The sequence below is a fragment of the Hansschlegelia beijingensis genome, from assembly GCF_014196425.1.
Taxonomy (GTDB): Bacteria; Pseudomonadota; Alphaproteobacteria; order Rhizobiales; family Methylopilaceae; genus Methylopila; species Methylopila beijingensis.
On the sequence record NZ_JACIDR010000007.1, the window covers coordinates 67,059 to 87,435 of the forward strand.

Annotated in this window: 18 protein-coding genes; 10 read left to right on the plus strand and 8 right to left on the minus strand. The window is 70.9% G+C overall.

What is annotated here, in order from left to right:
* Nucleotides 1–114 precede the first annotated feature (114 nt).
* Entirely contained in the window at nt 115–312 is a 198-nt protein-coding gene (locus GGR24_RS16465; protein WP_183396487.1) for a hypothetical protein, read from the plus strand.
* Between the two features lie 5 nt (nt 313–317).
* Here GGR24_RS16465 and GGR24_RS16470 read toward each other — a convergent pair whose 3' ends face one another.
* The 3 genes from GGR24_RS16470 to GGR24_RS16480 form a co-directional block, all read right to left on the minus strand.
* Nucleotides 318–1,649 (minus strand): hypothetical protein, encoded by a 1,332-nt coding sequence (locus tag GGR24_RS16470; protein ID WP_183396488.1) that lies wholly within the window; start codon nt 1,647–1,649, stop codon nt 318–320.
* Between the two features lie 63 nt (nt 1,650–1,712).
* On the minus strand, nt 1,713–2,969 hold the full coding sequence (locus GGR24_RS16475; RefSeq protein WP_183396489.1) for a hypothetical protein: 1,257 nt from the start codon (nt 2,967–2,969) through the stop codon (nt 1,713–1,715).
* Nucleotides 2,969–4,054, minus strand: a complete 1,086-nt coding sequence (locus tag GGR24_RS16480) for an ELM1/GtrOC1 family putative glycosyltransferase (protein WP_183396490.1) — start codon at nt 4,052–4,054, stop codon at nt 2,969–2,971. The genes GGR24_RS16475 and GGR24_RS16480 overlap by 1 nt, the downstream gene beginning before the upstream one ends.
* Before the next feature lie 191 nt (nt 4,055–4,245).
* Between GGR24_RS16480 and GGR24_RS16485 the strand changes: the two genes are divergently transcribed.
* From GGR24_RS16485 to spt, 4 genes are all read left to right on the plus strand, one after another.
* Nucleotides 4,246–6,060, plus strand: a complete 1,815-nt coding sequence (locus GGR24_RS16485; RefSeq protein WP_210286258.1) for an ABC transporter ATP-binding protein — start codon at nt 4,246–4,248, stop codon at nt 6,058–6,060.
* A gap of 35 nt (nt 6,061–6,095) precedes the next feature.
* Nucleotides 6,096–7,814 (plus strand): fatty acyl-AMP ligase, encoded by a 1,719-nt coding sequence (locus tag GGR24_RS16490; protein ID WP_183396491.1) that lies wholly within the window; start codon nt 6,096–6,098, stop codon nt 7,812–7,814.
* Between the two features lie 465 nt (nt 7,815–8,279).
* Nucleotides 8,280–8,531, plus strand: coding sequence for an acyl carrier protein (locus GGR24_RS16495; protein WP_183396492.1), 252 nt, complete (start codon nt 8,280–8,282; stop codon nt 8,529–8,531).
* The gene (spt, locus tag GGR24_RS16500) at nt 8,531–9,844 is read left to right on the plus strand and encodes a serine palmitoyltransferase (RefSeq protein WP_183396493.1); all 1,314 of its coding nucleotides are present in this window, start codon (nt 8,531–8,533) and stop codon (nt 9,842–9,844) included. The genes GGR24_RS16495 and spt overlap by 1 nt, the downstream gene beginning before the upstream one ends.
* On the opposite strand, the gene GGR24_RS16505 is transcribed toward spt, so the two are convergent.
* Genes GGR24_RS16505 through GGR24_RS16515 form a run of 3 tightly spaced genes read right to left on the minus strand, consistent with a single transcriptional unit; the run spans nt 9,762 to nt 12,780 of the window.
* Nucleotides 9,762–10,700 carry a hypothetical protein gene (locus GGR24_RS16505; RefSeq protein ID WP_210286259.1) on the minus strand — a complete coding sequence of 313 codons (939 nt, stop codon included), beginning with the start codon at nt 10,698–10,700 and terminating at the stop codon, nt 9,762–9,764. The two genes, spt and GGR24_RS16505, sit on opposite strands and share 83 nt — an antisense overlap.
* A 17-nt stretch (nt 10,701–10,717) precedes the next feature.
* A complete protein-coding gene (locus GGR24_RS16510) occupies nt 10,718–11,653 on the minus strand; it encodes a diacylglycerol kinase family protein (RefSeq protein WP_183396494.1) in 936 nt (311 codons plus the stop codon).
* A complete protein-coding gene (locus tag GGR24_RS16515; RefSeq protein WP_183396495.1) occupies nt 11,650–12,780 on the minus strand; it encodes a CDP-alcohol phosphatidyltransferase family protein in 1,131 nt (376 codons plus the stop codon). Before GGR24_RS16515 ends, GGR24_RS16510 begins: the two co-directional genes overlap by 4 nt.
* Before the next feature lie 102 nt (nt 12,781–12,882).
* On the opposite strand from GGR24_RS16515, the gene GGR24_RS16520 reads away from it, so the two are divergent.
* Genes GGR24_RS16520 through GGR24_RS16540 form a run of 5 tightly spaced genes read left to right on the plus strand, consistent with a single transcriptional unit; the run spans nt 12,883 to nt 17,537 of the window.
* The gene (locus GGR24_RS16520; RefSeq protein ID WP_183396496.1) at nt 12,883–13,320 is read left to right on the plus strand and encodes an HIT family protein; all 438 of its coding nucleotides are present in this window, start codon (nt 12,883–12,885) and stop codon (nt 13,318–13,320) included.
* Entirely contained in the window at nt 13,320–14,546 is a 1,227-nt protein-coding gene (locus GGR24_RS16525) for an LptF/LptG family permease (RefSeq protein ID WP_183396497.1), read from the plus strand. The genes GGR24_RS16520 and GGR24_RS16525 overlap by 1 nt, the downstream gene beginning before the upstream one ends.
* Entirely contained in the window at nt 14,546–15,679 is a 1,134-nt protein-coding gene (locus GGR24_RS16530; protein ID WP_183396498.1) for an LptF/LptG family permease, read from the plus strand. Before GGR24_RS16525 ends, GGR24_RS16530 begins: the two co-directional genes overlap by 1 nt.
* Nucleotides 15,676–16,803, plus strand: coding sequence for a GNAT family N-acetyltransferase (locus tag GGR24_RS16535; RefSeq protein ID WP_183396499.1), 1,128 nt, complete (start codon nt 15,676–15,678; stop codon nt 16,801–16,803). The genes GGR24_RS16530 and GGR24_RS16535 overlap by 4 nt, the downstream gene beginning before the upstream one ends.
* On the plus strand, nt 16,800–17,537 hold the full coding sequence (locus GGR24_RS16540; protein WP_183396500.1) for an NTP transferase domain-containing protein: 738 nt from the start codon (nt 16,800–16,802) through the stop codon (nt 17,535–17,537). Before GGR24_RS16535 ends, GGR24_RS16540 begins: the two co-directional genes overlap by 4 nt.
* 3 nt (nt 17,538–17,540) lie before the next feature.
* Here the strand turns inward: GGR24_RS16540 and GGR24_RS16545 are convergent, their stop codons facing one another.
* Nucleotides 17,541–18,896, minus strand: a complete 1,356-nt coding sequence (locus tag GGR24_RS16545; RefSeq protein ID WP_183396501.1) for a M16 family metallopeptidase — start codon at nt 18,894–18,896, stop codon at nt 17,541–17,543.
* Nucleotides 18,897–18,946: 50 nt separating this feature from the next.
* Nucleotides 18,947–20,308 (minus strand): M16 family metallopeptidase, encoded by a 1,362-nt coding sequence (locus GGR24_RS16550; protein ID WP_183396502.1) that lies wholly within the window; start codon nt 20,306–20,308, stop codon nt 18,947–18,949.
* Nucleotides 20,309–20,377 lie beyond the last annotated feature (69 nt).

Genomic DNA, 20,377 nt, shown 5'->3' on the forward strand with positions numbered 1-20,377 from the left:
AACGACGGTTTCACGGAAATGAAAACGCCGTGTCCCCGGCCGCAGGAATTTATCCTCCTGCCCTCTGGCCGAACCCGCCCGACGCGTCATTTGTCGGCCTCTGCAGGAGAGAGATTGACGATGCACGCATTTCAGGTCGGCACTCAGGCGCACTTCATCGGCAGCCCCCTCGGGCCGAAGCCGCAGCCCGCGGAGGTCGTCGCCTGCCTGCCACCCGAGAACGGTCAGCCCGGCTACCGGGTGAAGTGTCTCGATGACGGCCATCTGAGGCACGTTTCCGAGTCCGAGCTGGTGCTCGAACCCGGAAAGTAGCCCTATCAGGCGGCTCGCGCCGCCGGAGCATCGCCAGAGTAGGACTGCGCCCGCCCGTCCGCCGCGTCGATCGCCGTAAGGTTCCAGACGCGGCCCGGGTTCCGCTTGGCGGCAAGCTCCATCTGCAGGCGCCACCATTCCGGCGGCAGCGGCTCGGCGCCGCCATAGGTGCGGGCCGGATCGCCCACCACCGCGACGTAGAGGAAGCGATCCGCGGCGGCGAACAGTTCGTCGAGCGTCCACGGAACGTCTTCCTCCGGAATGGCGGAAAGCACGTCGATGCAGGCCACGCCGTCGAACCGGCCTTCGACCGGCTTGGCGAAGGGGGCGTGCGTCACGTCGCGGCTCGTCACCGCGGCGCCGGCGAAGCTGCGCGGGCCGCCGGATGCCTGCGGAGCGGAGTAGTCGAGGACGGTCTTGGCGCCCGTCGCGGCGATCAGCCTGCCGACCGCATCGGCGTGGCGGCGTTCGTCGCCGGCCGCGGAGGGAGCTCCGTTGCCGCCGCGCGCCAGCGCCTCCGCGAAGCGGCTGCCCGGACGCTCGCGGGTGAAGCCGTTGAAGCGCGCGGCGTCGGCCTCGCGCTCCATCGCGAACCACACCTCGCCGTCCGGATGATCCGAGTAGCGGATCTGGTCCGGGAACGGCCGCCAGGGCTGGGTCTGCAGCGTCGTGAAGTGGAAGCACTTCGACTGCGACGGGTTGAACTCGTCGTCGCGGGCGTTCCACACGCCGGGCAGCACGCCCCAGAGCTTGAGGTCGGTCGCGGCGTTGCGGAAGCGCTTCTTCTTCATGCCCGGCAGGCCGACCTCTTCGATCGGCCAGTGCTTGGCCATGATCTCGCAGTCGATCAGCATCACCGAGTCTTCGCCCGGATTGATCGCCAGCGCGCCCTTGCCCTGCATGTCGAGGTCGAACATCTCGGCCGGGTCCGCGAGATAGACCTGATCGACGTCGTTGTAGATCGCGCGGCCCGTGCCCCCGGCGAGGCCCGGGATGGCGTAGCGGAAATTGGTGAAGCCGGTTTTCCAGCCGTGGCGGTCGTAGCCCTTGAGATCCTTCATCAGATAGATCTCGTAGACCCGCGACGGGTCGCGGCGCCGCTTGACCGACCAGAAGAAGATCCGCTCGGCGCGCGCCTGCAGCGGCTCGGTTCCGAGGAAGATGCGCACCGGCGGCTTGCCGCTCGGCGTCACGCCCGGCTCCACGTCGAAGCGAACGACCTCGGGCGTCTCGCGGTGTCCCTCCGGACGGGGACGGTCCTTGCGGAACCAATAGCCCGGCTGGCGGTGGTACCACTTAGTCTCGTAGCGGCTATGCCGCCCTGGATTCTTGGACACGATCGATCGCAATCTAGAACTGTTGAAACGAGACGGCCTGTCAGCGACATGCCTGCGCGAGTTTTACTGCCGCTGCGCCTCCTCAGGCAACTGGCGCCGCCGCCGATCCGCCCAGGCGGCGTCGAGAACCGGGCTGAGGATCACCAGTTCGCCCCGGTAGGCGGCGAACTGGTCGAGCAGAAACTCGGCCTCGGCGTCGGCGTCATGGGCGGTGACGAAAGCGTTCGGAGTGCTGGGATCGCCAGGATAGGCGCCCTGCGGATGGCGGAACAGGTCGATGCCGGCCACCACCAGCTTTCTGGGCTGGAGCGCCACGGCGGTCGCGATCATGGCGGCGCCGTTGCTCGGCCGGAAGGCGCCCCAGTCATGGGCGCGCAGCGCCGGCGCCGTCTCGTCGGCGCGGAAGAACACGGCGCCCTTGCGCGACGGCGCCAGCGCCCGCCCCTTGGCGAGGCGGATCTCGGCGTGGTCCGTCTGCAGGCCGAGGATCACCGACTGCAGGTTCTCCATGACGTCGCGCCCGCCCGTGAACACCACCTTGGGATCGACGAACCGGCCCCGCTTGCGCCAGCTCTCGTTGACGCGGAACAGCGCGTCATAGGCGTGGCCGTCGAGGCGGGGATCCTCCGAGGACGGACCGTTGCCGAGGCAAAGAATGGTCTGCGGCGCGCCGAGCCGGGCGCGCAGCTCCTCCAGCGTCTCGATCCGCTGGATTCGCCCCGCCAGCAGCCGCCGCCAGAACGGCCGGCGCGATCCTTCCAGCACCAGCGCGGACGGGCTGAGCGGCTCCTTCCGCCGGCGCTTCTTGAAGTCGCGGGCGAGGAAGCGGAGCAGAATGTCGAGCGCCGGCTCCAGCGCCTTGTCCCCGCCGGCGCCGTCCGCTCCTCCGAGGTCGAGCGTCGCCTCGGCGGCCCGCGCTGTCGCGGGATCGGCCGGCGGCGCGGCGCGCGAGGTCCGCATCGCAAGCAGGGCCATGCCCTCGTAGCCGACCGCCGTGATCATCGCCCGCGGCAGCCGGACGTCGTCGAGCGCGACGATCGAGCGGAAGCCGCCATTGCGCACGAAGCGGCGGCAGGTCGAGAGCAGAGGAAGCGGCGCGGCGTGCGTCAGCGCTTCCGGGAACCGGCGCTGAAGCCGGTCGCGCAGTTCGGGCGGCCCGCTGAGCACGATCCGCAACCGCTCGAACCGCCTGCCGACCGCCTCGATGAACGGCGCCGCGGCCTCGAAGGCCTGCTCGCTGTCGCCGATCAGCAGCAGCGAGCGCGACTTCTCGAGCCGGACGCCGAGCGCCTCCCGCAGGCCGCCGCTGAACATGCCCATCACCCTGCCTGGCCCCGCTCGAGAAGCGCCCGCAGCCGCGCCGCGAGCAGCCGCCGCTCGTCATGTGGGGCGGGCTGCGCGCGGTTGAGCGCGCCGTCGAACAGCCGTCCCCAGCCGCGGGCGACGATCAGAGCGTGCATGTCGTCGAGATCGCGGCGCGGCGAGACCCAGCCATCGGCGAGGATCTTGCGGCAGAGCGCCGCGAGCGGCCCCGAGGACCGCGCGCGGCGCGCGATCGCGGCGCGCAGCCGGCTCTTGAGCGGCGGCGCCTTAGGCGCGAGCGGGTAGATGGTGAGCGGCTTTCCGGCCGCGACGGCCTCGGCGATCATCGACTCGCTCTCTCCTGTCACGACCAAGAGATCGGCCTGCGCAAGACACGCGTCATAGGGGCTCGGAGCGTCCGCCGACCAGGCGATGACGCGCGCCGCGGGCGCGGCGGCCGCCATGCGTTCGGCCGCGCCGGCGGGCGTGCGGCGGCTGGTCAAGATCGCCAGCCCGCCCCGGAGCGCGTCGACGGCCGCCGCCACCTCGGCCGCCATGCGGGCGGCCTGGTCGAGCGTCATCTCATGCTGCCCCGTCGGGCCGCCGACCAGCAGCACGACGCGCGGCGGCCGCAGGCCGGCCAGCGGATCGGGCTCGCGGCGGGCGGCGTCGAGCGCCTCAGGGTCGATCCGCGTCAGCGGCAGGTCGAGCTGCAGCAGTTTGGGGTGCGGCGGCTGGACCAGATAGCCCGGCCGCACGACCAGATCCGCATAGGCCTCGGGCGTGCGTCGGCCGATCAACGCCACGGCCGCGCCGGCCTCGCGCCGCAGCCAGGCGGCCACCGGGGCGACGCGGCCTCCGGCGGCGATCACCAGATCGGGATAGGGCGGCGCGATCGCGGCCCTGGAGGCGTCGTCCAGCGTCGAGAGCGTGGGACCGAGCCCGCCCACCGTGCGCGCCTTGCGTCTCCGGAAACGCAGCGGCTTCTCCACGGCCGGCAGGCCGAGCGCGCGCGCCGCGCCGAGCGCCTGCGTGCGGTTTCCGGGTCGGTCGTCGGTGAGCAGCCAGATCGTCGGGCCGGTCCGCTGTTGGCCTTGGGGCATGACGCTTTCGTCGGGACGCGCGGGACCGTGGCCCGCTCGGCCCTCAATGCGGCGGCGACCGCGCCTCGTCAACGCGAAGGTCAAGCGGCTCGGCTTGAGGCGCGGCGCTTTTCCCCATAGGAGAAGGCCCGCACGACGAGCGGCCCGCCGCCCGTCCCCGGCGCGGCCGCGCCGCCTCGAACAAGGCCGCCATGTCGATCGCCTCTGAGCACGATACGCCGTTGAAACAGCGGAAGGCGCCGCTTTACACGCTGCGCCGCATCGTGACCGTCATCCCGCTCCGGCGGACGCTCGCCATCCTGGGCTGCCTGGTGTTCGCCGGCGTCGCGGAGGGCCTCGGCGTCGCGAGCCTGCTGCCGCTGCTGTCGGCCATCGGGCCGGAGGGCGGCGCTCCCAAGGGCGTCAGCGGCCAGATCGTCCAGATCATCGAAGGCATGGGGCTGGAGCCCACGCTCGGCTTCTTCCTGTCGCTGCTGGTCGGCGGCATGGTGATCAAGGCCACCCTGACGCTGCTCGCGATGTACCGGGTGGGCCAGGCGACCGCCGACGTCGCCAACAAGATGCGCCTCGACCTGATCGACGCGCTGCTGGCCGCCCGCTGGGGCTATTACGTGCGCCAGCCGGTCGGCCGCTTCTCGGCCGCGCTCAGCGCCGAGTCGAGCCAGGCCGGCGAGGCCTACAACGCCGCCGCCCGGTTTTCGGCGGAGGCCATCCAGGTCGCGACCTATGTGGTGGTCGCCACGCTGATCTCGTGGCGGCTCGGCCTGCTGTCGCTCGGCATCGGCCTGCTGATGGTGCTGACGCTCAACCGCTTCATCACCATCGCCAAGCGCACCGCGCGCAAGCAGAAGCGGCACATCCGCGCGCTGGTCGCCGGCCTCGTCGACCTGCTGGTCGGCATCAAGCCCATGAAGGCGATGGGCCGCCACGCGCGGTTCCAGGCGCTGTTCGAACGGGACGCCAACCGGATCCGCCGCGCGCAGGTGAAGCAGTCCTTCGCCCGCGAGGCCAACAAGGCGCTGCAGGAGCCGTTCCTGGCCATCTTCCTGGCCGGCACGATCTATGTCGCCGTCGGCCTGTGGGGCATGTCGCCCGGCCATGTGCTCGTCATGGCGCTGGTGCTCGCCCGCGTCGTGACCTCGATCGGCAAGGCCCAGCAGGCGCTGCAGGCGGTCCGGATCGCCCAGGCGGCGTTCTCGGCGATCGCCAACATGATCGACGGCGCGCGCGCCATGCGCGAATCCGACTCCGGCGGCCTGCCGCCGAGCCTCGAGCGCGGCATCGCCTTCCGCGACGTGTCCTGCGCGATCGACGGCGCGCCGATCCTCAGCGACGTCAGCTTCGAGATCGGCAGGGGCTCCGTCACCACGCTGACCGGCCCCTCGGGCGCCGGCAAGACCACGACGGTCGACGTGCTGCTCGGGCTTCACGAGGCGAGCAGCGGGGTGGTGCTGATCGACGGCCAGCCGCTGCCGGAGATCGACCTCGCCGCGTGGCGGCGGATGATCGGCTACGTCCCGCAGGAGCTGATCCTGTTCCACGACACGCTGCGCGCCAACCTGACGCTCGGCAATCCCGACTATTCGGACGAGGACGTCGCGCGGGCGCTCGCCGGCGCGGGCGCGGCCGGCTTCGTCGCGACCCTTCCCGAGGGGCTCGACACGGTGCTGGGCGAGCGTGGCGCGCGGCTTTCGGGCGGACAGCGGCAGCGCATCGCGATCGCGCGCGCGCTGATCCACCGCCCGAAGCTGCTGATCCTCGACGAGGCCACCACGGCGCTCGACCCCGAAACCGAGGCCAACATCGTCCGCAACGTCATCGAGCTCGCGCGCTCGACCGGCCTCACCGTGCTGGCGATCTCCCATCAGCCCGCCTGGGAGCGGGCCTCCGACATGGTGGTCCGGCTGGAGCGCGGCCGGCTTGTCGCGATTGACAGGCCGGGCTCGGGATGGTCGACCGCCACCGACGACGAAGCCGCGCGCGCAGCCGCCGACGGAGTCGCCTGACGGCGGCCGCAGCGGTCTCTCAACGAGGATTTCGAATGACTGATCTCGCCGAGCCCATCGTCTCGCCGGCGACCGCGGCGGACGCGGACCACACCATCCTTGACGCGCTCGAGGCGGCCGCGCTGAGCCCGGAAGGCTTCAACTTCCATTCCGGCAAGGGCGTGCTGACCACCGCCCTGCCCTATTCGCAGCTCGTCGCCGACGCGCAGGCGCTCGCCGCCCGGCTGCTCGGCGCGGGGCTGAAGCCCGGCGACTGCGTCGCGCTGATCGCCGACACTGAGCCGGATTTCGTGCGGCTGTTCTTCGCCTGCAGCTACGCCCGCATCGTGCCGGCGCCGATGCCGCTGCCGATGGCGTTCGGCGGGCGCGAGGCCTATCTGGCGCATGTCCGCCGGATGATCGAATGCGCCGACGCGCACGCCGCTTTCGCCCCGGCGGCGATGCGGGACTGGCTGGTCGAGGCCGCCGCCGGCCTGCCGCTCGCGCTGGTCGGGACGATCGAGGACCTGGCCGCGGTGGAGCCGGCGCCGGGCGAGCTGTCGAGGCCCGCGCCCGACGACTTCGCCTATCTGCAGTTCTCCTCCGGCAGCACGCGCTTCCCGAAGGGCATCTGCGTCACCCACCGCGCCCTGATGGCGAACGCGACCGGCATCAGCCGGCACGGGCTGGTGGTGCGCGAGGGCGACCGCTGCGTCTCCTGGCTGCCGTTCTACCATGACATGGGCCTGGTCGGATTCATGCTGACCCCGATCGTGGCGGGGCTCACGGTCGACTACCTCGCCACCCGCGACTTCGCCCGCCGGCCGCTGCTGTGGCTCGAACTGATCGCCCGCCACAAGGCGACGATCTCCTACAGCCCGAGCTTCGGCTTCGAGCTCAGCGCGCAGCGCGCCGCGACCCTCGATCTCGGCGATCTCGACGTCTCGTCCTGGCGCTGCGCCGGCATCGGCGGCGACATGATCCGACCGCACGTGCTGCGGCGCTTCGCGGACCGGTTCCGCCGCCACGGCTTCGACCTCGACCGCTACGTGGCGAGCTACGGCATGGCCGAGGCCACGCTGGCGCTGACGTTCGCGCCGCTCGGCGAGGGCCTCAAGGCCGAGACCGTCGACCTCGACCGGCTGGAGAGCGAGGGCGTCGCGACGGCCCCGGGGGCCGAGGGCGCCCGCTCGCGCGAGTTCGTGCTGTGCGGCCCCGCGCTGCCGGACCATGAGATCGAGGTGCGCTCGCCCGACGGCGCCGCCCTGCCGGAACGGCGCGTGGGCCGCGTCTTCGCGCGCGGCCCGAGCCTGATGCGCGAGTATTTCCGCGAACCGGAGGCGACCGCCGAGACCATCTCGCCGGACGGCTGGCTCGACACCGGCGACCTCGGCTATTTCGCCGACGGCCAGCTGGTGATCACCGGGCGCGCCAAGGACCTGATTCTGGTGAACGGCCGCAACGTCTGGCCGCAGGATCTGGAATGGACCGTCGAGGCCGAGATCGAAGGCGTGCGAAGCGGCGACGTCGCGGTGTTCTCGGTCGACTCCCAGGACGGCGAGGAGGTCGTGGCGCTGGTCCAGTGCCGGACTTCGGCCGAGGAGGCGCGCGCCGCGCTGGTCGAGCAGGTCGGCACGCTGCTCCGGCTGCGGTTCGGCACGCCTGTGACGGTGCGGCTCGTGGGCGCTCACGCGCTGCCGGTCACCTCCTCCGGAAAGCTCAGCCGCAGCCGCGCGCGGGCGCTCTATCTCTCGCTGCAGGCCGACGGCGCCTGAACACATTCGGCGCCGGAATGTTTCAATCGCGCGCATTCCGCCGCCGCCATCCGTACCTGTGGCACTGACGAGCGTCGCCCGACGCCTTCTCCCAAGGCGTCGACGGCGCGGCGGGCTCTGACCGAACGGTTCGGTCAGTCCGCCGAATTCGCGAGAAATTTGAGGCGATTGCGATGAAGCGAGATGAGCCGGCGGTCAGCCGCAGCTTCGCCGTTTCGCGCCAGAACGGTCCGAAGGTCTGCCGCAGGAGCGATTACGACATTTCGGCAACACTTCGCGCGCATCCTCCCAGGGCTCCTTTCGGGGGTCGCGCGATTCGTGTTTCAGTCGGGATATCAGCCTGTAACATCCTGCATTGATTAGTGTTTCCCCAACGGCTTCTTGAACTTTACAGCGCCGCGCCGGGTTTCTAGTTTGCCGCCGTCGACCTAGGTCTGCAGTGGCGAGTCTGCCAAGGCCTAAAGAATGACGGAAGACAGAGTCGCCCTCATTTCCGAGATTTCGGAAGTACTAGAGACCGTGACGAATAAGGCGATCGAGCTGAAACCGGGCATGAATATCGTGAATGATCTCGGGTTGGACTCGATCGCAGTGATGAACTTTTGCATGGCATTGGAAGATCGGTTCGACATCTCGATCCCGTTGCATGACATGGCCAGCGTCGTGACGGTCGACGACCTCGCGTCGACGATCGAGACGCTGCGGAGTAATGCGTGATGGCTATTCTCGATAAGTTCTCCGGCCTCGCTGCCCGCTACGAGCAGCTGAAGGCGAGCGGCGGCGATCCCTTCTCGATCCAGTTCGACGACATCATCTCGTCCGTCGAGGGCGTGGTGAAGGGCAAGCGCACGCTGCTGTTCGGCACCAACAACTATCTGGGCCTGACGTTCGACCCCATCTCGATGGAGCGGTCGATCGACGCCATCCGCAAGCACGGCACCGGCACCACCGGCTCGCGCATCGCGAACGGCAGCTACCGCGAGCACGAGAAGCTGGAGCGCGAGCTCGCCGACTTCTACGGCCATGAGCACTGCATGGTGTTCTCGACCGGCTACCAGGCGAACCTCGCGATGATCTCGACGCTGGTCGGCAAGGACGACCACCTGATCATCGACGCCGACAGCCACGCCTCGATCTATGACGCCTCGCGCCTCGGCCACGCGCCGGTGGTGCGCTTCCGGCACAACAATCCCGAGGATCTGGCGAAGCGGCTGGCCCGTCTGAAGGACCAGCCCGGCGAGAAGCTGATCGTGGTCGAGGGCATCTATTCGATGCTCGGCGACACCGCGCCGCTGAAGGAGTTCGTCGACGTCAAGCGCGAGTTCGGCGCCTACCTGATGGTCGACGAGGCGCATTCGATGGGCGTGCTCGGCCAGCGCGGCCGCGGCCTCGCCGAGCGCGAGGGCGTCGAGGAAGACGTCGACTTCGTGGTCGGCACCTTCTCCAAGAGCCTGGCGAGCGTCGGCGGCTTCTGCGTCTCCAGCGTCGAGGGCTTCGACATCCTGCGGCTCGCCGCCCGCCCCTACATGTTCACGGCCTCGCTGCCGCCGGCGATCATCGCCTCGACGCTCTCCGCGCTCGAGACGCTGCGCAACGAGCCGCAGCGGCGCGCCAAGCTGCGGGCCAATTCGCGCCGCTTCTACAACGGCCTGAAGGACGCCGGCTTCACGGTCGGCCCGGAGGCGAACCCGATCGTCGCGGTCATCCTCAACGATCCGGCGGTCGCCACCATGTTCTGGAAACGGCTCGTGGACGAGGGCATGTACCTCAACCTCGCGCTGCCGCCCGCCACGCCGAACTCCTCGGCCTTCCTGCGCTCGAGCGTGAGCGCGGCGCACACCGAGGAGCACATCGACTTCGCGATCGCGCTGATGACCCGCGTCGGCCGCGAGTTCGGCATCCTTCCGGAGGCTCCGGAATACTCCAACGTCACCCCGTTCCCGCGCGTCAGCGCAGAACGCCTTTCCGCCAGAGCCGCCACAGCGCCGGCCCGGCGGCGAGCAGCGGATGTCGGCGCTGGAATGGCGTGACCTCCACGCGGTGGCCGGAGTGCCGCTCGATCTTCCAGGCGAGGTAGTCCACCCCGCCTGAAAACGTGAAGGCGGCTTTCGCGAGCCGCGCCAGATTCAGGGGCTTGGCGATCCGCTTGCGGCGGCGCCAGGCCCTTTCTGCATCAGCCCGCTGCGAGGCCGTCAGCGCCGGCGCGAGGCCGCCCTCGGGCGTCTGCGCGAAAGCGAGCCCATCGGCCGCCCAGGCGAGCGGCAGCACCGCGGCGTAGCGCTCCGGCGCGCTGTCGACGATCGAGCCGGCGCGGCCGGTCCCCTCGACGCGCAGCTCCGAGGCGTAGGTGCGCCGGAACAGCTCCCGCCAGAACTCCTCGCCCCGGGCCTCGGCGGGGCCGAGCCGCGCCGCCCACCAGGCCGCGCCGCGCACCGCGCCCGCGACCGCCCGGGCGGCCTGCGACCACGCTTCGGCGTCCCGCGCATCCACGATCGCCACGGGCTGCGCGAAGCGCGCCCAGATGGTGGTGTCGAGGCTCTGCGCCCGCGCATGGTCGCGGAACTGCGCGAGCGTCATGATCGCGATCTTGGCGCGCAGCCTGGCGTCGCCGGCGTCATGCTCGGCGTATTCGATGTTCGGCGGCAGCATGCGCGCCCCGGCCCGCGCGGCGCGCCCCCAGTCCCAGGCGGCGAGATCGTCGAGCAGGACATAGAAGTCGAGCAGGCCGTCGGTCTCGCCTGTGCGCAGCGCCGAGCCATAGAACAGGACGGCGACGACGCCGCCGCGCCCGCGCGCCGCGATCCCGGACGCAAAGGCGCGGATCGCGGGCGCGACCGGGCGGTTCAGTTCGTCCTGGATGAAAGCGACCAGCGGCGTCTCGCTCATGGCCGCCTCCTGCTCCGTCACAGCCTGACGAATGTCAGCGGCGGGCCGGCGCGGAGCTCGACCCTCCCGTCGGGCCCCGGGGCGAACCTGTCGCCGTCGATGATGAAGGGATCGCGCAGACCGAGGCGGATCAGGTCGGCGCGTTCGCTGCGCCAGCCTTCGGCGGCCGCCGACGCGCGCGGCCGCCCGAGTCCGGCGGTCACGAGATTGCGGCCGAGCCGTCTCGGAGGCGCGGCCACCTCGGTGACCGCGATCACGCCGGCGCCCTGCCCCCAGAACGGCCAGAGGCCGAGCACCCAGCGCCGCAGCGATGTCGCCAGCAGCGCGAAACTGTCATGGGCGACCTCTGGCCCGCCGTCGAGCGCGAGCGACAGCGGCACGCCGCGCCGCCACGCCTCCCGGTCCTTCCCGAACAGGGCCGCGGAGCCCGACGCCACGACGCCGAGCGCGACGCCGAGCTTCTGCGCGAAACCGCGGTCGTGAACCCGCTCGTCGACCAGCCGGGTGGCGCGCTCGAAGGCGCCGAGGCCGAACACGAAGCCGTGGACGGAGCGGCCGTCGAACGAGGCTACGATCGGGCGGCGCACGCTCGTCGCGAGCGGCGAGCCGCCTCTCAGGGCGGCCGCGAGCCTCTCGGCCGCCTCCGGCCCGCGCCCGGCCCCGCCGACATCGGCCGCGGCGACGTTGGTCTTGCCGTTCGGCAGCAGCGCGATCTGCGGGAGGGCTTCGCCGAAGGCGGGCGGGAGCGCGCTCATCACGTCGCGCAGCGTGCCGTCGCCGCCGTCGACCGCGAGCGTCGTCACGCCGGCGGCCGCGAACCGGCGCATCACCTCGGGATAGTCGGCGGGGGACTCCGGCGCCTCGAACAGCGCGTCGCGGGGCGGCGTGGCGCGCGCGCCTGCGTTGCGGTTGCGCCAGCTCCGGCCGTTCGCGACGATCCCGAGCCGGCTCACGCCGACAGCCAGGAGGTCACCGGCCCCTTGCGGCTGGCGATGATCCCCTGCACGACCTGCGCCGCGTGGACGACGAGCGACAGCACGATCCACCACAGCACCACGATCATGCCGAGGTCCGGCCGGCCGAACAGCGTGAAAACGGTGAGGATCACGAGGTTCGGGTTGCGGCGCGCGGTGATCAGCCGGAAGAAGCTGTCGAACGGCCGCCAGACATGCATGTGCATGCCGAACAGCCGCAGGAACGCGCCCTCCAGAAGGCGCTGGACCACATAGCCGCCGACGATGACGCCGACCGCAAGCCCGGGGTGCTCCAGGGGCATGCCGACCGCCGGAAGGCCGACGATCCAGGCCCACCACCAGAATGGCGGGTGGATGAGATCGATGCCGTGGTCGAGCACGTCGCCGAACTTGGAGTAGGTCATGGTGACGCGGGCGAGCTTGCCGTCGACCGTGTCCAGGAAGGTCATGATCCACGCCGCGACCAGCCCCCAGCCATAGTGGCCGGTCCAGAACAGCCAGAGCGCGACGAACACCAGCAGCAGGCTGACCGTCGTCACCTGGTTCGGCGTGACGCCGAGCACGGCGCACCATTTGGTCACGATCCGGGCCGGCAGCGGCCAGACATATTTGGTGATGACGTCGGTCACCCCCTTGTAGGAGCCGGCGAAGCTGCGCGCCTCGAAATCGGCCGCCGTCTGCGGGTTCAGGGGCGCCACATAGGCGATCTCGCGCTTGCGGAGCTTGCGGTTGTAGGAGCCCGCGAGTCCCTCGGAATCCAGCGCTTCCGTGCCTGCCGGGACGCGCCCTTCCGCAAGCGCGGCGGCGGCCGCCGCGGCCTCCGCTCCCGCGACATTGGCCGCGACCGCGACGCCGCCCGAAACGAGCGTCGCGCCCGGGCGCTCGGCCAGCGCCTCGACCAGTCGCTGCTCATAGGCGTGATCGAGCCTGAACAGCAGCGTGCGGCCGCCCGCGGGCGCCACCGGGGTGTCCCGCACGTCGGTCACGCCGACGCGCTTCAGCTGCCTTCTGAGACGCTCCGCGGCGCTCATTCCCCAGATGCGGACCTCAGAGGCGCCGACGAGAAGGGCGGTCGGCGCCGAGGCCGGGCGTGTCGCATCCGTCATTTGTGCTTGCAGTTCCTGCGCAGGCCACACTATGGGCGTGTCGTTTAGCGACAAACTTCCGGCCTTTCCAGCGCGGCGGCGCCGATCGTCACAGGACCCCAGATGGCCAACAAGACGATGGAGAAGTTCGGCCACCCCGCCTCCGTGGTCGCGGAGGTGGGCGCATGGACAATCCAGGTCCGCCCGAAACAGCTGGCGCTCGGCTCGCTCGTCCTTATATGCCGCGAGCCTGCCGGGGCGTTCTCCCAGCTCTCCCCGCAGGCCTTCGTGGATCTCGGCGCGGCTGTCGCGGAGATCGAGCGCGTCCTGAAGGCGTTCGTGCGGTATGAGCGCATCAACTACCTGATGCTCATGATGGTCGATCCCGACGTCCATTTTCACGTGATCCCGCGCTACGAGGGCGAGCGCTCGTTCGGCGGCGCGACCTTCGGGGACGCCGGATGGCCCGGGCCGCCCGATCTTGCGCGCGGCGTCGACCTCGACCCCGATGCGCTCGCCGCCCTGACGGCCGAGCTCCGCTCGCGCTGGGCCGCGGCCTGATGGCGGACGCTCGCGCGAGCGGCGGCTGGTTCCGGCTGCGCCTGCTCGACCGCTACGTCCTCGCCCTGACGCTGCGGCCCATGCTGATGTCGCTCGGCGTCGTGCTGACGGCGCTGCTGCTCGAACGGGTGCTGCGCCTGGTCGACATGCTGGCGACCGCCGGCGCGCCGATCATCCTGGTGGTCTCGCTCTCCACGAACCTGATCCCGCATTATCTCGGCTTCGCGCTGCCGGCGGGCTTCGCGCTCGGCATCTTCAGCGCCGTCTCGCGGCTGAGCCTCGGGGCCGAGCTCGAGGCGATGCTCGCCTCCGGGGTCTCGATCCAGTCCGTGCTGCGGCCGCTGGTCGCGCTGGGCTGCATCCTGTCGCTGATCAGCATCCTGGTGGTGGGATACCTGGCCCCCTATTGCCGCTACGCCTATCGCGACATCATCAATTCGAGCGTCGCCTACGCGTGGCGCGCGCATGCGCCCGCGGCCACCTTCATCAGCGTCAAGGACGGGCTGACGATCACCGCCGACGAGGTCGACAAGACAGGCCGGCAGCTCAAGGGCGTGTTCATCCAGAACCGCGACCAGGGCGCGGACGTCGTCACCTCCTCGGTCGCCGGCACGCTCGAGCTGACGCCCGACAAGACCCAGATCCAGCTCAAGCTGCACAACGGCGTCGTGGTGCGCGACTACGGCGCGGCGCGGCCGAGCACGCTGCGCTTCCAGGAGCTCGTGCTCGACAAGAAGTTCGACCTGCAGGCCCCGCCGTTCCGGCCGCGCGGCGGCAATGAGCGCGAGCTCACGTTGAGCGAGCTGTGGAGCGAGATGAACTCGCCGATGCCGTCCTCGCCGCTGAACGAGCTGCAGGCCGAGTTCCACTCGCGGCTGGCGCGCTCGCTGTCGCTGCCCTTCCTGCCGCTGCTGATCGTGCCGCTCAGCATGACGATGCGGCGCAACGCGCGGGTCGGCAACGCGGCCGCCTCGGCGGTGCTGATGGTGCTGTTCCACAACGCGCTGCAGATCGGCCAGACCTTCGCGCACAAGGGCATTGGCTGGGCGCCGCTCGATTGCTGGGCGCCGTTCTTCGTCTATGTGGCCTTCGCGCTCTGGCTCTACCGGACCAGCACGGACCGGCCGGGCGACACCGTCGTGTCCCGCGCGCTCGACAGGGTGAGACGGGTCATCGAAAGCCTGACGCGCCGTGTCGGCGCGCGGCTGCAGGCGGCCAAGAGCTGATGCGCCTCACCCGCTATCTGAGCGTGTCGCTCGTCCGGATGGCGCTCACCGCGACCTTCATCCTGGCGTTCATCGCGCAGATCCTCGATCTGGTCGACAACGCCGGCGACATCCTCGACCAGGGCGACGGCCTCTACGGCATCCTGCGCTACGTCGTGCTGCGAATGCCGACGCTGCTGACGCGCTCGCTGCCGCTCGGCGCGCTGGTCGGCGCGACGCTCGTTCTGCTGCTGCTCGCCCGCAACAGCGAGATCGTGGCGATGCGGTCAGCGGGGCGCAGCACCGCCCAGCTGTTCCTGTCGATGCTGCCCGGCGCGCTTGTGCTGGTGCTGTTCCAGTCGACGCTGATCGACGTGGTCGCGCCGCACACCGAGGCGCGGCTCGCGATCCTGCTCACGCAGCGCATCGACCGCCAGGCCGACGAGGCGTCGAAGAACCCCAAGGCCACATGGCTGCGGATCGGCGACGCGGTGGTCTCCTTCGACCGGGTCAGCGAGCGCGGCAGGCGGCTGAGGTCGGTGCGCATCTACGATCGCGACCAGAACAAGGTCGTGACCGCGCGCACCACAGCGGCCGAGGCGCGCTACCGCAACGGCAGATGGACGCTCAAAGACGCCGAGCGGGTTCTCTGGACGCGCGAGAACTTCAACGAGCGCACGCCCGCCGACGGGGTGTGGGAGACGAGCCTCACGCCCGACGACGTGCTGTCGTCGCTCACCCCCGAAAGCCGCGTCTCGCTGGCGGCGGCGCGCGCGGTGCTGGCCGGCGAGATGACGCCCAATGCGCCGCTGCCGTTCTACCAGACGCTCATCGAGCGGGTGTATGCGGGGCCCCTCGGCGTCATCGTGATGGTGCTGCTCGCCATGCCGGCGGCGCTCGTGAACTGGCGCGACGCCCGCACCGGGCGGCGCGGCGTGCTGGCCATGACGGCCGGACTGATCTTCCTGCTCTCCGACGGGTTGCTGACCACGCTCGCCCTGACCGGCGTCGTCAGCCCCGCCATCGGCGCGTGGTCGGCGCTGGTGGTGTTCGCGATCTACGGCGCCTACCGGATCTTCCGCATCGACGGCGGCTGGCCGCCGCGAGCGACCAGGGCGCAACCGGCGAAGCGCCTGGCGGAGGCCAAGAATTGAGCTCGATCGACGTTCGCCCTGTCGTCTCGAAGCGCGACTTCGAGCAGTTCATCGCCCTGCCGGGCCGCCTGCACGCCAACGACCCGACCTATGTGGCGCCGCTCAAGATGGAGCGACGCGAGGCGCTCTCGCCGAAGAAGAACCCGCTGTTCAACTACATGGACTGGGCCTTCTGGCTGGCGTGGCGCGACGGCAAGCCGGTCGGACGGATCAGCGCGCAGGCCGACCGCCGCACCGGCGACGTCGGCCATTTCGGCATGATCGCGGCGGAGGACGACCCGGCCGTCTTCAGCGCCCTGTTCCGCGAGGTGGAGGCGTTTCACCGCGCGCGCGGCAAGGCCGAGATCCAAGGCCCGTTCAACCTCAGCATCAACGAGGAATCCGGCCTTCTGGTCGACGGCTTCGACACGCCGCCGATGCTGCTGATGCCGCACGACCTGCCCTATGTCGGACCGCGCGTGGAGGCCGAGGGCTACGCCAAGGCGATGGACCTCTACGCCTATCTGCACGACGTCGACACGCCGTTTCCGCCCGCCGTGGAGCGCATCCTGGCGCGTCCCACCCCGCCGGAGCTCACCGTGCGGCACATGGACTGGAGCCGCTATGACGACGAGCTGCGGGCCATCGTCGAAATCTTCAACGACGCCTGGGCTGACAATTGGGGCTTCGTGCCGCTCGGCGAGGACGAACTCCAGCACCTCGCCAAGTCGCTCAAGCTGCTGATCGACGAGCGGCTTGTCTGGATCGTGGAGATGTCGGGCAAGCCCGCCGCCTTCGGGGTGGCGCTGCCGAATCTGAACGAGATCATCCGCGACCTCGACGGCGAACTGCTGCCCTTCGGCTGGGCCAAGCTGCTGTGGCGGCTGAAGCGGCGGACCTACAGGTCCGGCCGCGTCGCCCTGATGGGCGTGCGCCGGGAGTACCACCGCAGCTTCCTGGGCAAGACGATGCCGCTCTACATCTTCCAGAAGTTCCGCGAGGAGGGGCGCGTCCGGAAGGTGAAGTGGGTGGAGATGTCCTGGGTTCTCGAGAGCAACACGCCGATGCGCCACATCGGCGAGGCGCTCGGCGGCGGCAGGGCCTACAAGACCTATCGCGTCTACTCGAAGAAGCTCACGGCGTGACCACGGCCCTGGTGCTCGCCGGCGTCCGGCCCGGCGGCGACCCGCTCGCCGAATTCGCCGGCGTCAGCCACAAGGCGCTGATCCCGATCGGCGGCGTCGCGATGCTCGACCGGGTCGTCGACGCCCTGCGGGCGAGCGGCCGGATCGACCGCATCGTGGTGTCGATCGACCGCCCGGAGCTCGTCACGCGGCCGGACGTCGAGGTGCTGCGCTCGGGGCAGACGCTGAGCGCCAGCGTCTCGGACGCGCTCGAGAAGCTCGGCGCGCCGCTGTTCGTGACGACCGCCGACCATGCGCTGCTCGAGCCCGAATGGGTCGGCTACTTCCTTGACCACCTGCCCGAGACCACGGTCGCGGCCGGGCTGGCGCGCTCCGAGAACGTCATGGCCGCGACGCCGGACACCAAGCGCACCTTCCTGCGCTTCTCAGACGGCGCCTTCTCGGGCTGCAACATGTTCTTCCTGCGCGACGCCTCGGCGGTCGAGGCTGTGCGCCGCTGGCGCGAGGTCGAGGCGCTCCGCAAGAAGCCGCTCAAGATGCTGGTGCGGCTCGGGCCCGGCGCGATCCTGTCCTACCTGCTCGGCCGCCTCACCCTCGCCCGTGCGGCGGCGGCCGCCGGACGGGTGCTGGGCGCGAGCGCGGGCGTGGTGGAGCTGCCGTTCGGCCGCGCCGCGGTCGACGTCGACAAGCCGGCCGACCTGATCCTGGTGCGCCGGATCGTCGAAGGCGGCTGACGCTCAGCCGCGCGCGGTGACGATCGCGGGGGCGTGGCTCTCCGCGCTGCCCGGAGCGGGCCGGACGCGGGCGCCCGGCAGGCCGGTCGGCTGCCCGACCGCGACCACCAGCAGCTCGCCGTCGCCGAACAGCTTGCGGGCGGCCGCGCGCACGTCGTCCTCGGTCACGGCCGCGACCAGATCGTTGCGCCTCGCCACATAGTCGATGCCGAGCTCGTCGAGCTGCAGGTGGACGAGCTGGTTGGCGATCTTGGTCGAGGTGTCGAACCGGAGCGCATAGGAGCCGATCAGGTACTTCCTGGCGCCGTCGAGCTCCTTCGGCGTGGGCCCCTCGGTGGCCATGCGGCGGATCTCGGCCTGGATCAGGTCGATCGACTGCCCGGCGCGGTCGTTGCGCGTCGCGACGCCGCCCAGGAACATGCCGGCGTGGTCATAGGGCGACAGATAGCTGTAGACCGAATAGGCGAGGCCGCGCTTCTCGCGCACCTCGGTGAACAGCCGCGACGAGAACGAGCCGCCGCCCAGGATGTGGTTCGCCACATAGGCCGGGATGAAGTCGTCGTCATTGCGCAGCGGGCCGCTGCGGCCGAACACGATTGAGGTCTGCGGCACGTCGAGCGTGACGATCTCGGTGCGGCCGATGGCGGCCGGCGCGACGGTCGGCACCGCGATCAGGCTCGCGGCTTCCGGAAGGTCCGCCAGCAGCCTGTCGACGAGGCCCGCGAGCCGTTCGGGCGAGACCGCCCCGACCGCGCCGATGACGATGTTGTCGCGGGTGATCAGCCGCCGGTGCGCGCCGAGCAGTTCCTGCCGGCCGATCGCCGCGAGGCTTTCGACCGTGCCGCGCGGCGGCCGGCCATAGGGATGGCCCGGAAAGGCTTCGGCGAAGAAGGTGCGGCCGGCGAGATCCTCGGGGTCCAGCGCGTCGCGGCGGAGCTGCGCCGAAAGCTGCGAGCCGATGCGCTCCACCGCGTCGTCGTCGAAGCGCGGGCGCGACAGCGCGAGCGACAGCAGGCCGAAGGCCTCGTCGAGGTTCTCCGGCAGCGTCCGCAGGCTCGCCGTCACGGCGTCGCGGTTGGACGAGAAGGACAGCTCGATCGCCTTCTCCTCCAGCGTCTCCTGGAAGGTCTCCGCGCGCAGCTCGCCCGCGCCCTCGTCGAGCAACGCGGCCATCAGCCCGACGACGCCCGGCAGCTCCGCCGGGTCCTGCGCCGAGCCGCCCCGGAAGGCGACCTCGACGGCCACCACCGGCACGGTGTTCTCCTCGACCAGCCACGCCTCCGCCCCGTGCGACGCGGCGACGCGCTGGATGCGGGTGACGTGCGCCTGCGGCGCGGCGGCGGTCGAGGCGGAAGACATGATCGCGGACAAGGTCCTTCGGGTCGGGCGAATGCGGAGGCGCGGCCGGATTATTCGGCGGCCAGCCGCTCGGGCGCGGGCGCGGACAGCAGCTCGCCGGTGACGGAGCGGCGCGGGTCGAGCACGGCGCGGGCGACGTCGCGCACCGCCCCGGACGTCACCGCGCGGATCCGCGCGGGCCAGGCCTGCACCTCCTCGATCGTGCCGCCGGTGGCGAGCGAGGCGCCGTAGATGCGGGCGAGCGTGGCCTGGCTGTCCTGCGCATAGATCGTGTCGGCGATCAGCCGGGTCTTGGCGCGGTCGAGCTCGGCCTCCGTCGGGCCCTCGGCCATGAAGCGGGCGAGCTCCTCGTCGATCGCCGCCTCGAGATCCGCGAGCGGCACGCCGGCGCGCGGGATGGCGTAGATCGCGAACCGCCCTTCGTCGAGCGCGTCGCCGTAGTACCAGGCGCCGGCGTTGGCCGCGACGCCACGCTCGACCACCAGCGCGCGGTAGATGCGGCTCGTCGAGCCGCCGCCCATGATCTGCGACAGCAGGTCGAGCGCATAGGCCTCGTCGCCCGTCGCGGTCTCGTAGGAGGGAGCCAGATAGTTGCGCTGGAGCGAGGGCTGCGTGACGCGCGGGTCGGCGAGGCGGACCCGCCGCGCGGCGCGCGGCTCGGGCTCGCGCGGCCGGACGCGCGGGCCGAGGTCGACGCGCCGCTCGACCTTGCCGTAGGTCTCCTCGGCGAGTCCCCTCACCTCCTCGGCGTCGACATCGCCCGCGACCACCAGGATCGCGTTGTTGGGCGTGTAGAAGCGCTCGTAGAAGGCGATCGCGTCATGGCGGTCGAGCTTCTCGATCTCGTGCTCCCAGCCGATGATCGGCGTGCCGTAGGGGTGGTTCACGAACAGCGCGGCCGCCACCGCCTCGCCGAGCTGCGAGCTCGGGTCGCCGTCGACGCGCGACCGGCGCTCCTCGAGGATCACGTCGCGCTCGGGGTTCACGACCTCGTCGGTGAGCTGCAGCCCCGTCATCCGGTCGGCCTCGAAGGCCATCACGGTCTTCAGGTGCTCGCGGGCGACGCGCTGGAAATAGGAGGTGTAGTCGTAGGAGGTGAAGGCGTTCTCCTGCCCGCCGAGCTCCGCGACCACATGGCTGAACTCGCCGGCCGGGTGCTTCGCGGTGCCCTTGAACATCAGATGCTCGAGGAAATGCGCGATGCCGGAGACGCCGGGGGACTCGTCGGCCGAGCCGACCTTGTACCAGATCATGTGCGTCACGACCGGCGCGCGCCGGTCGGGGATCACCACCACCTGCAGGCCGTTCGCCAGCGTGAAGGAGGCCACGTCCGGCCCGGCGCCGCGGGCGGCGTCGGCGGGCGTCTGAGGCTTCAGTTCGGCGACGGCGCCGGCGGGCGTGGCTGCTGCCATGACGTTCGGGAAGCCTCCGTGAGAGATCGGGGACCCGCCCGGGCGACGGCGATAAGCCCGGGGGTCGCG

Excerpts from the sequence above, each read along its gene's own strand:
- spt (WP_183396493.1), top strand. The coding sequence starts at position 8,531 with ATGGCTATTCTCGATAAGTTCTCCGGCCTCGCTGCCCGCTACGAGCAG.
- GGR24_RS16480 (WP_183396490.1), bottom strand. The coding sequence starts at position 4,054 with ATGCCCCAAGGCCAACAGCGGACCGGCCCGACGATCTGGCTGCTCACC.
- GGR24_RS16545 (WP_183396501.1), bottom strand. The coding sequence starts at position 18,896 with ATGTCTTCCGCCTCGACCGCCGCCGCGCCGCAGGCGCACGTCACCCGC.
- GGR24_RS16550 (WP_183396502.1), bottom strand. The coding sequence starts at position 20,308 with ATGGCAGCAGCCACGCCCGCCGGCGCCGTCGCCGAACTGAAGCCTCAG.
- GGR24_RS16485 (WP_210286258.1), top strand. The coding sequence starts at position 4,246 with ATGTCGATCGCCTCTGAGCACGATACGCCGTTGAAACAGCGGAAGGCG.
- GGR24_RS16495 (WP_183396492.1), top strand. The coding sequence starts at position 8,280 with ATGACGGAAGACAGAGTCGCCCTCATTTCCGAGATTTCGGAAGTACTA.
- GGR24_RS16490 (WP_183396491.1), top strand. The coding sequence starts at position 6,096 with ATGACTGATCTCGCCGAGCCCATCGTCTCGCCGGCGACCGCGGCGGAC.
- GGR24_RS16520 (WP_183396496.1), top strand. The coding sequence starts at position 12,883 with ATGGCCAACAAGACGATGGAGAAGTTCGGCCACCCCGCCTCCGTGGTC.
- GGR24_RS16525 (WP_183396497.1), top strand. The coding sequence starts at position 13,320 with ATGGCGGACGCTCGCGCGAGCGGCGGCTGGTTCCGGCTGCGCCTGCTC.
- GGR24_RS16515 (WP_183396495.1), bottom strand. The coding sequence starts at position 12,780 with ATGACGGATGCGACACGCCCGGCCTCGGCGCCGACCGCCCTTCTCGTC.
- GGR24_RS16475 (WP_183396489.1), bottom strand. The coding sequence starts at position 2,969 with ATGGGCATGTTCAGCGGCGGCCTGCGGGAGGCGCTCGGCGTCCGGCTC.
- GGR24_RS16505 (WP_210286259.1), bottom strand. The coding sequence starts at position 10,700 with ATGAGCGAGACGCCGCTGGTCGCTTTCATCCAGGACGAACTGAACCGC.
- GGR24_RS16530 (WP_183396498.1), top strand. The coding sequence starts at position 14,546 with ATGCGCCTCACCCGCTATCTGAGCGTGTCGCTCGTCCGGATGGCGCTC.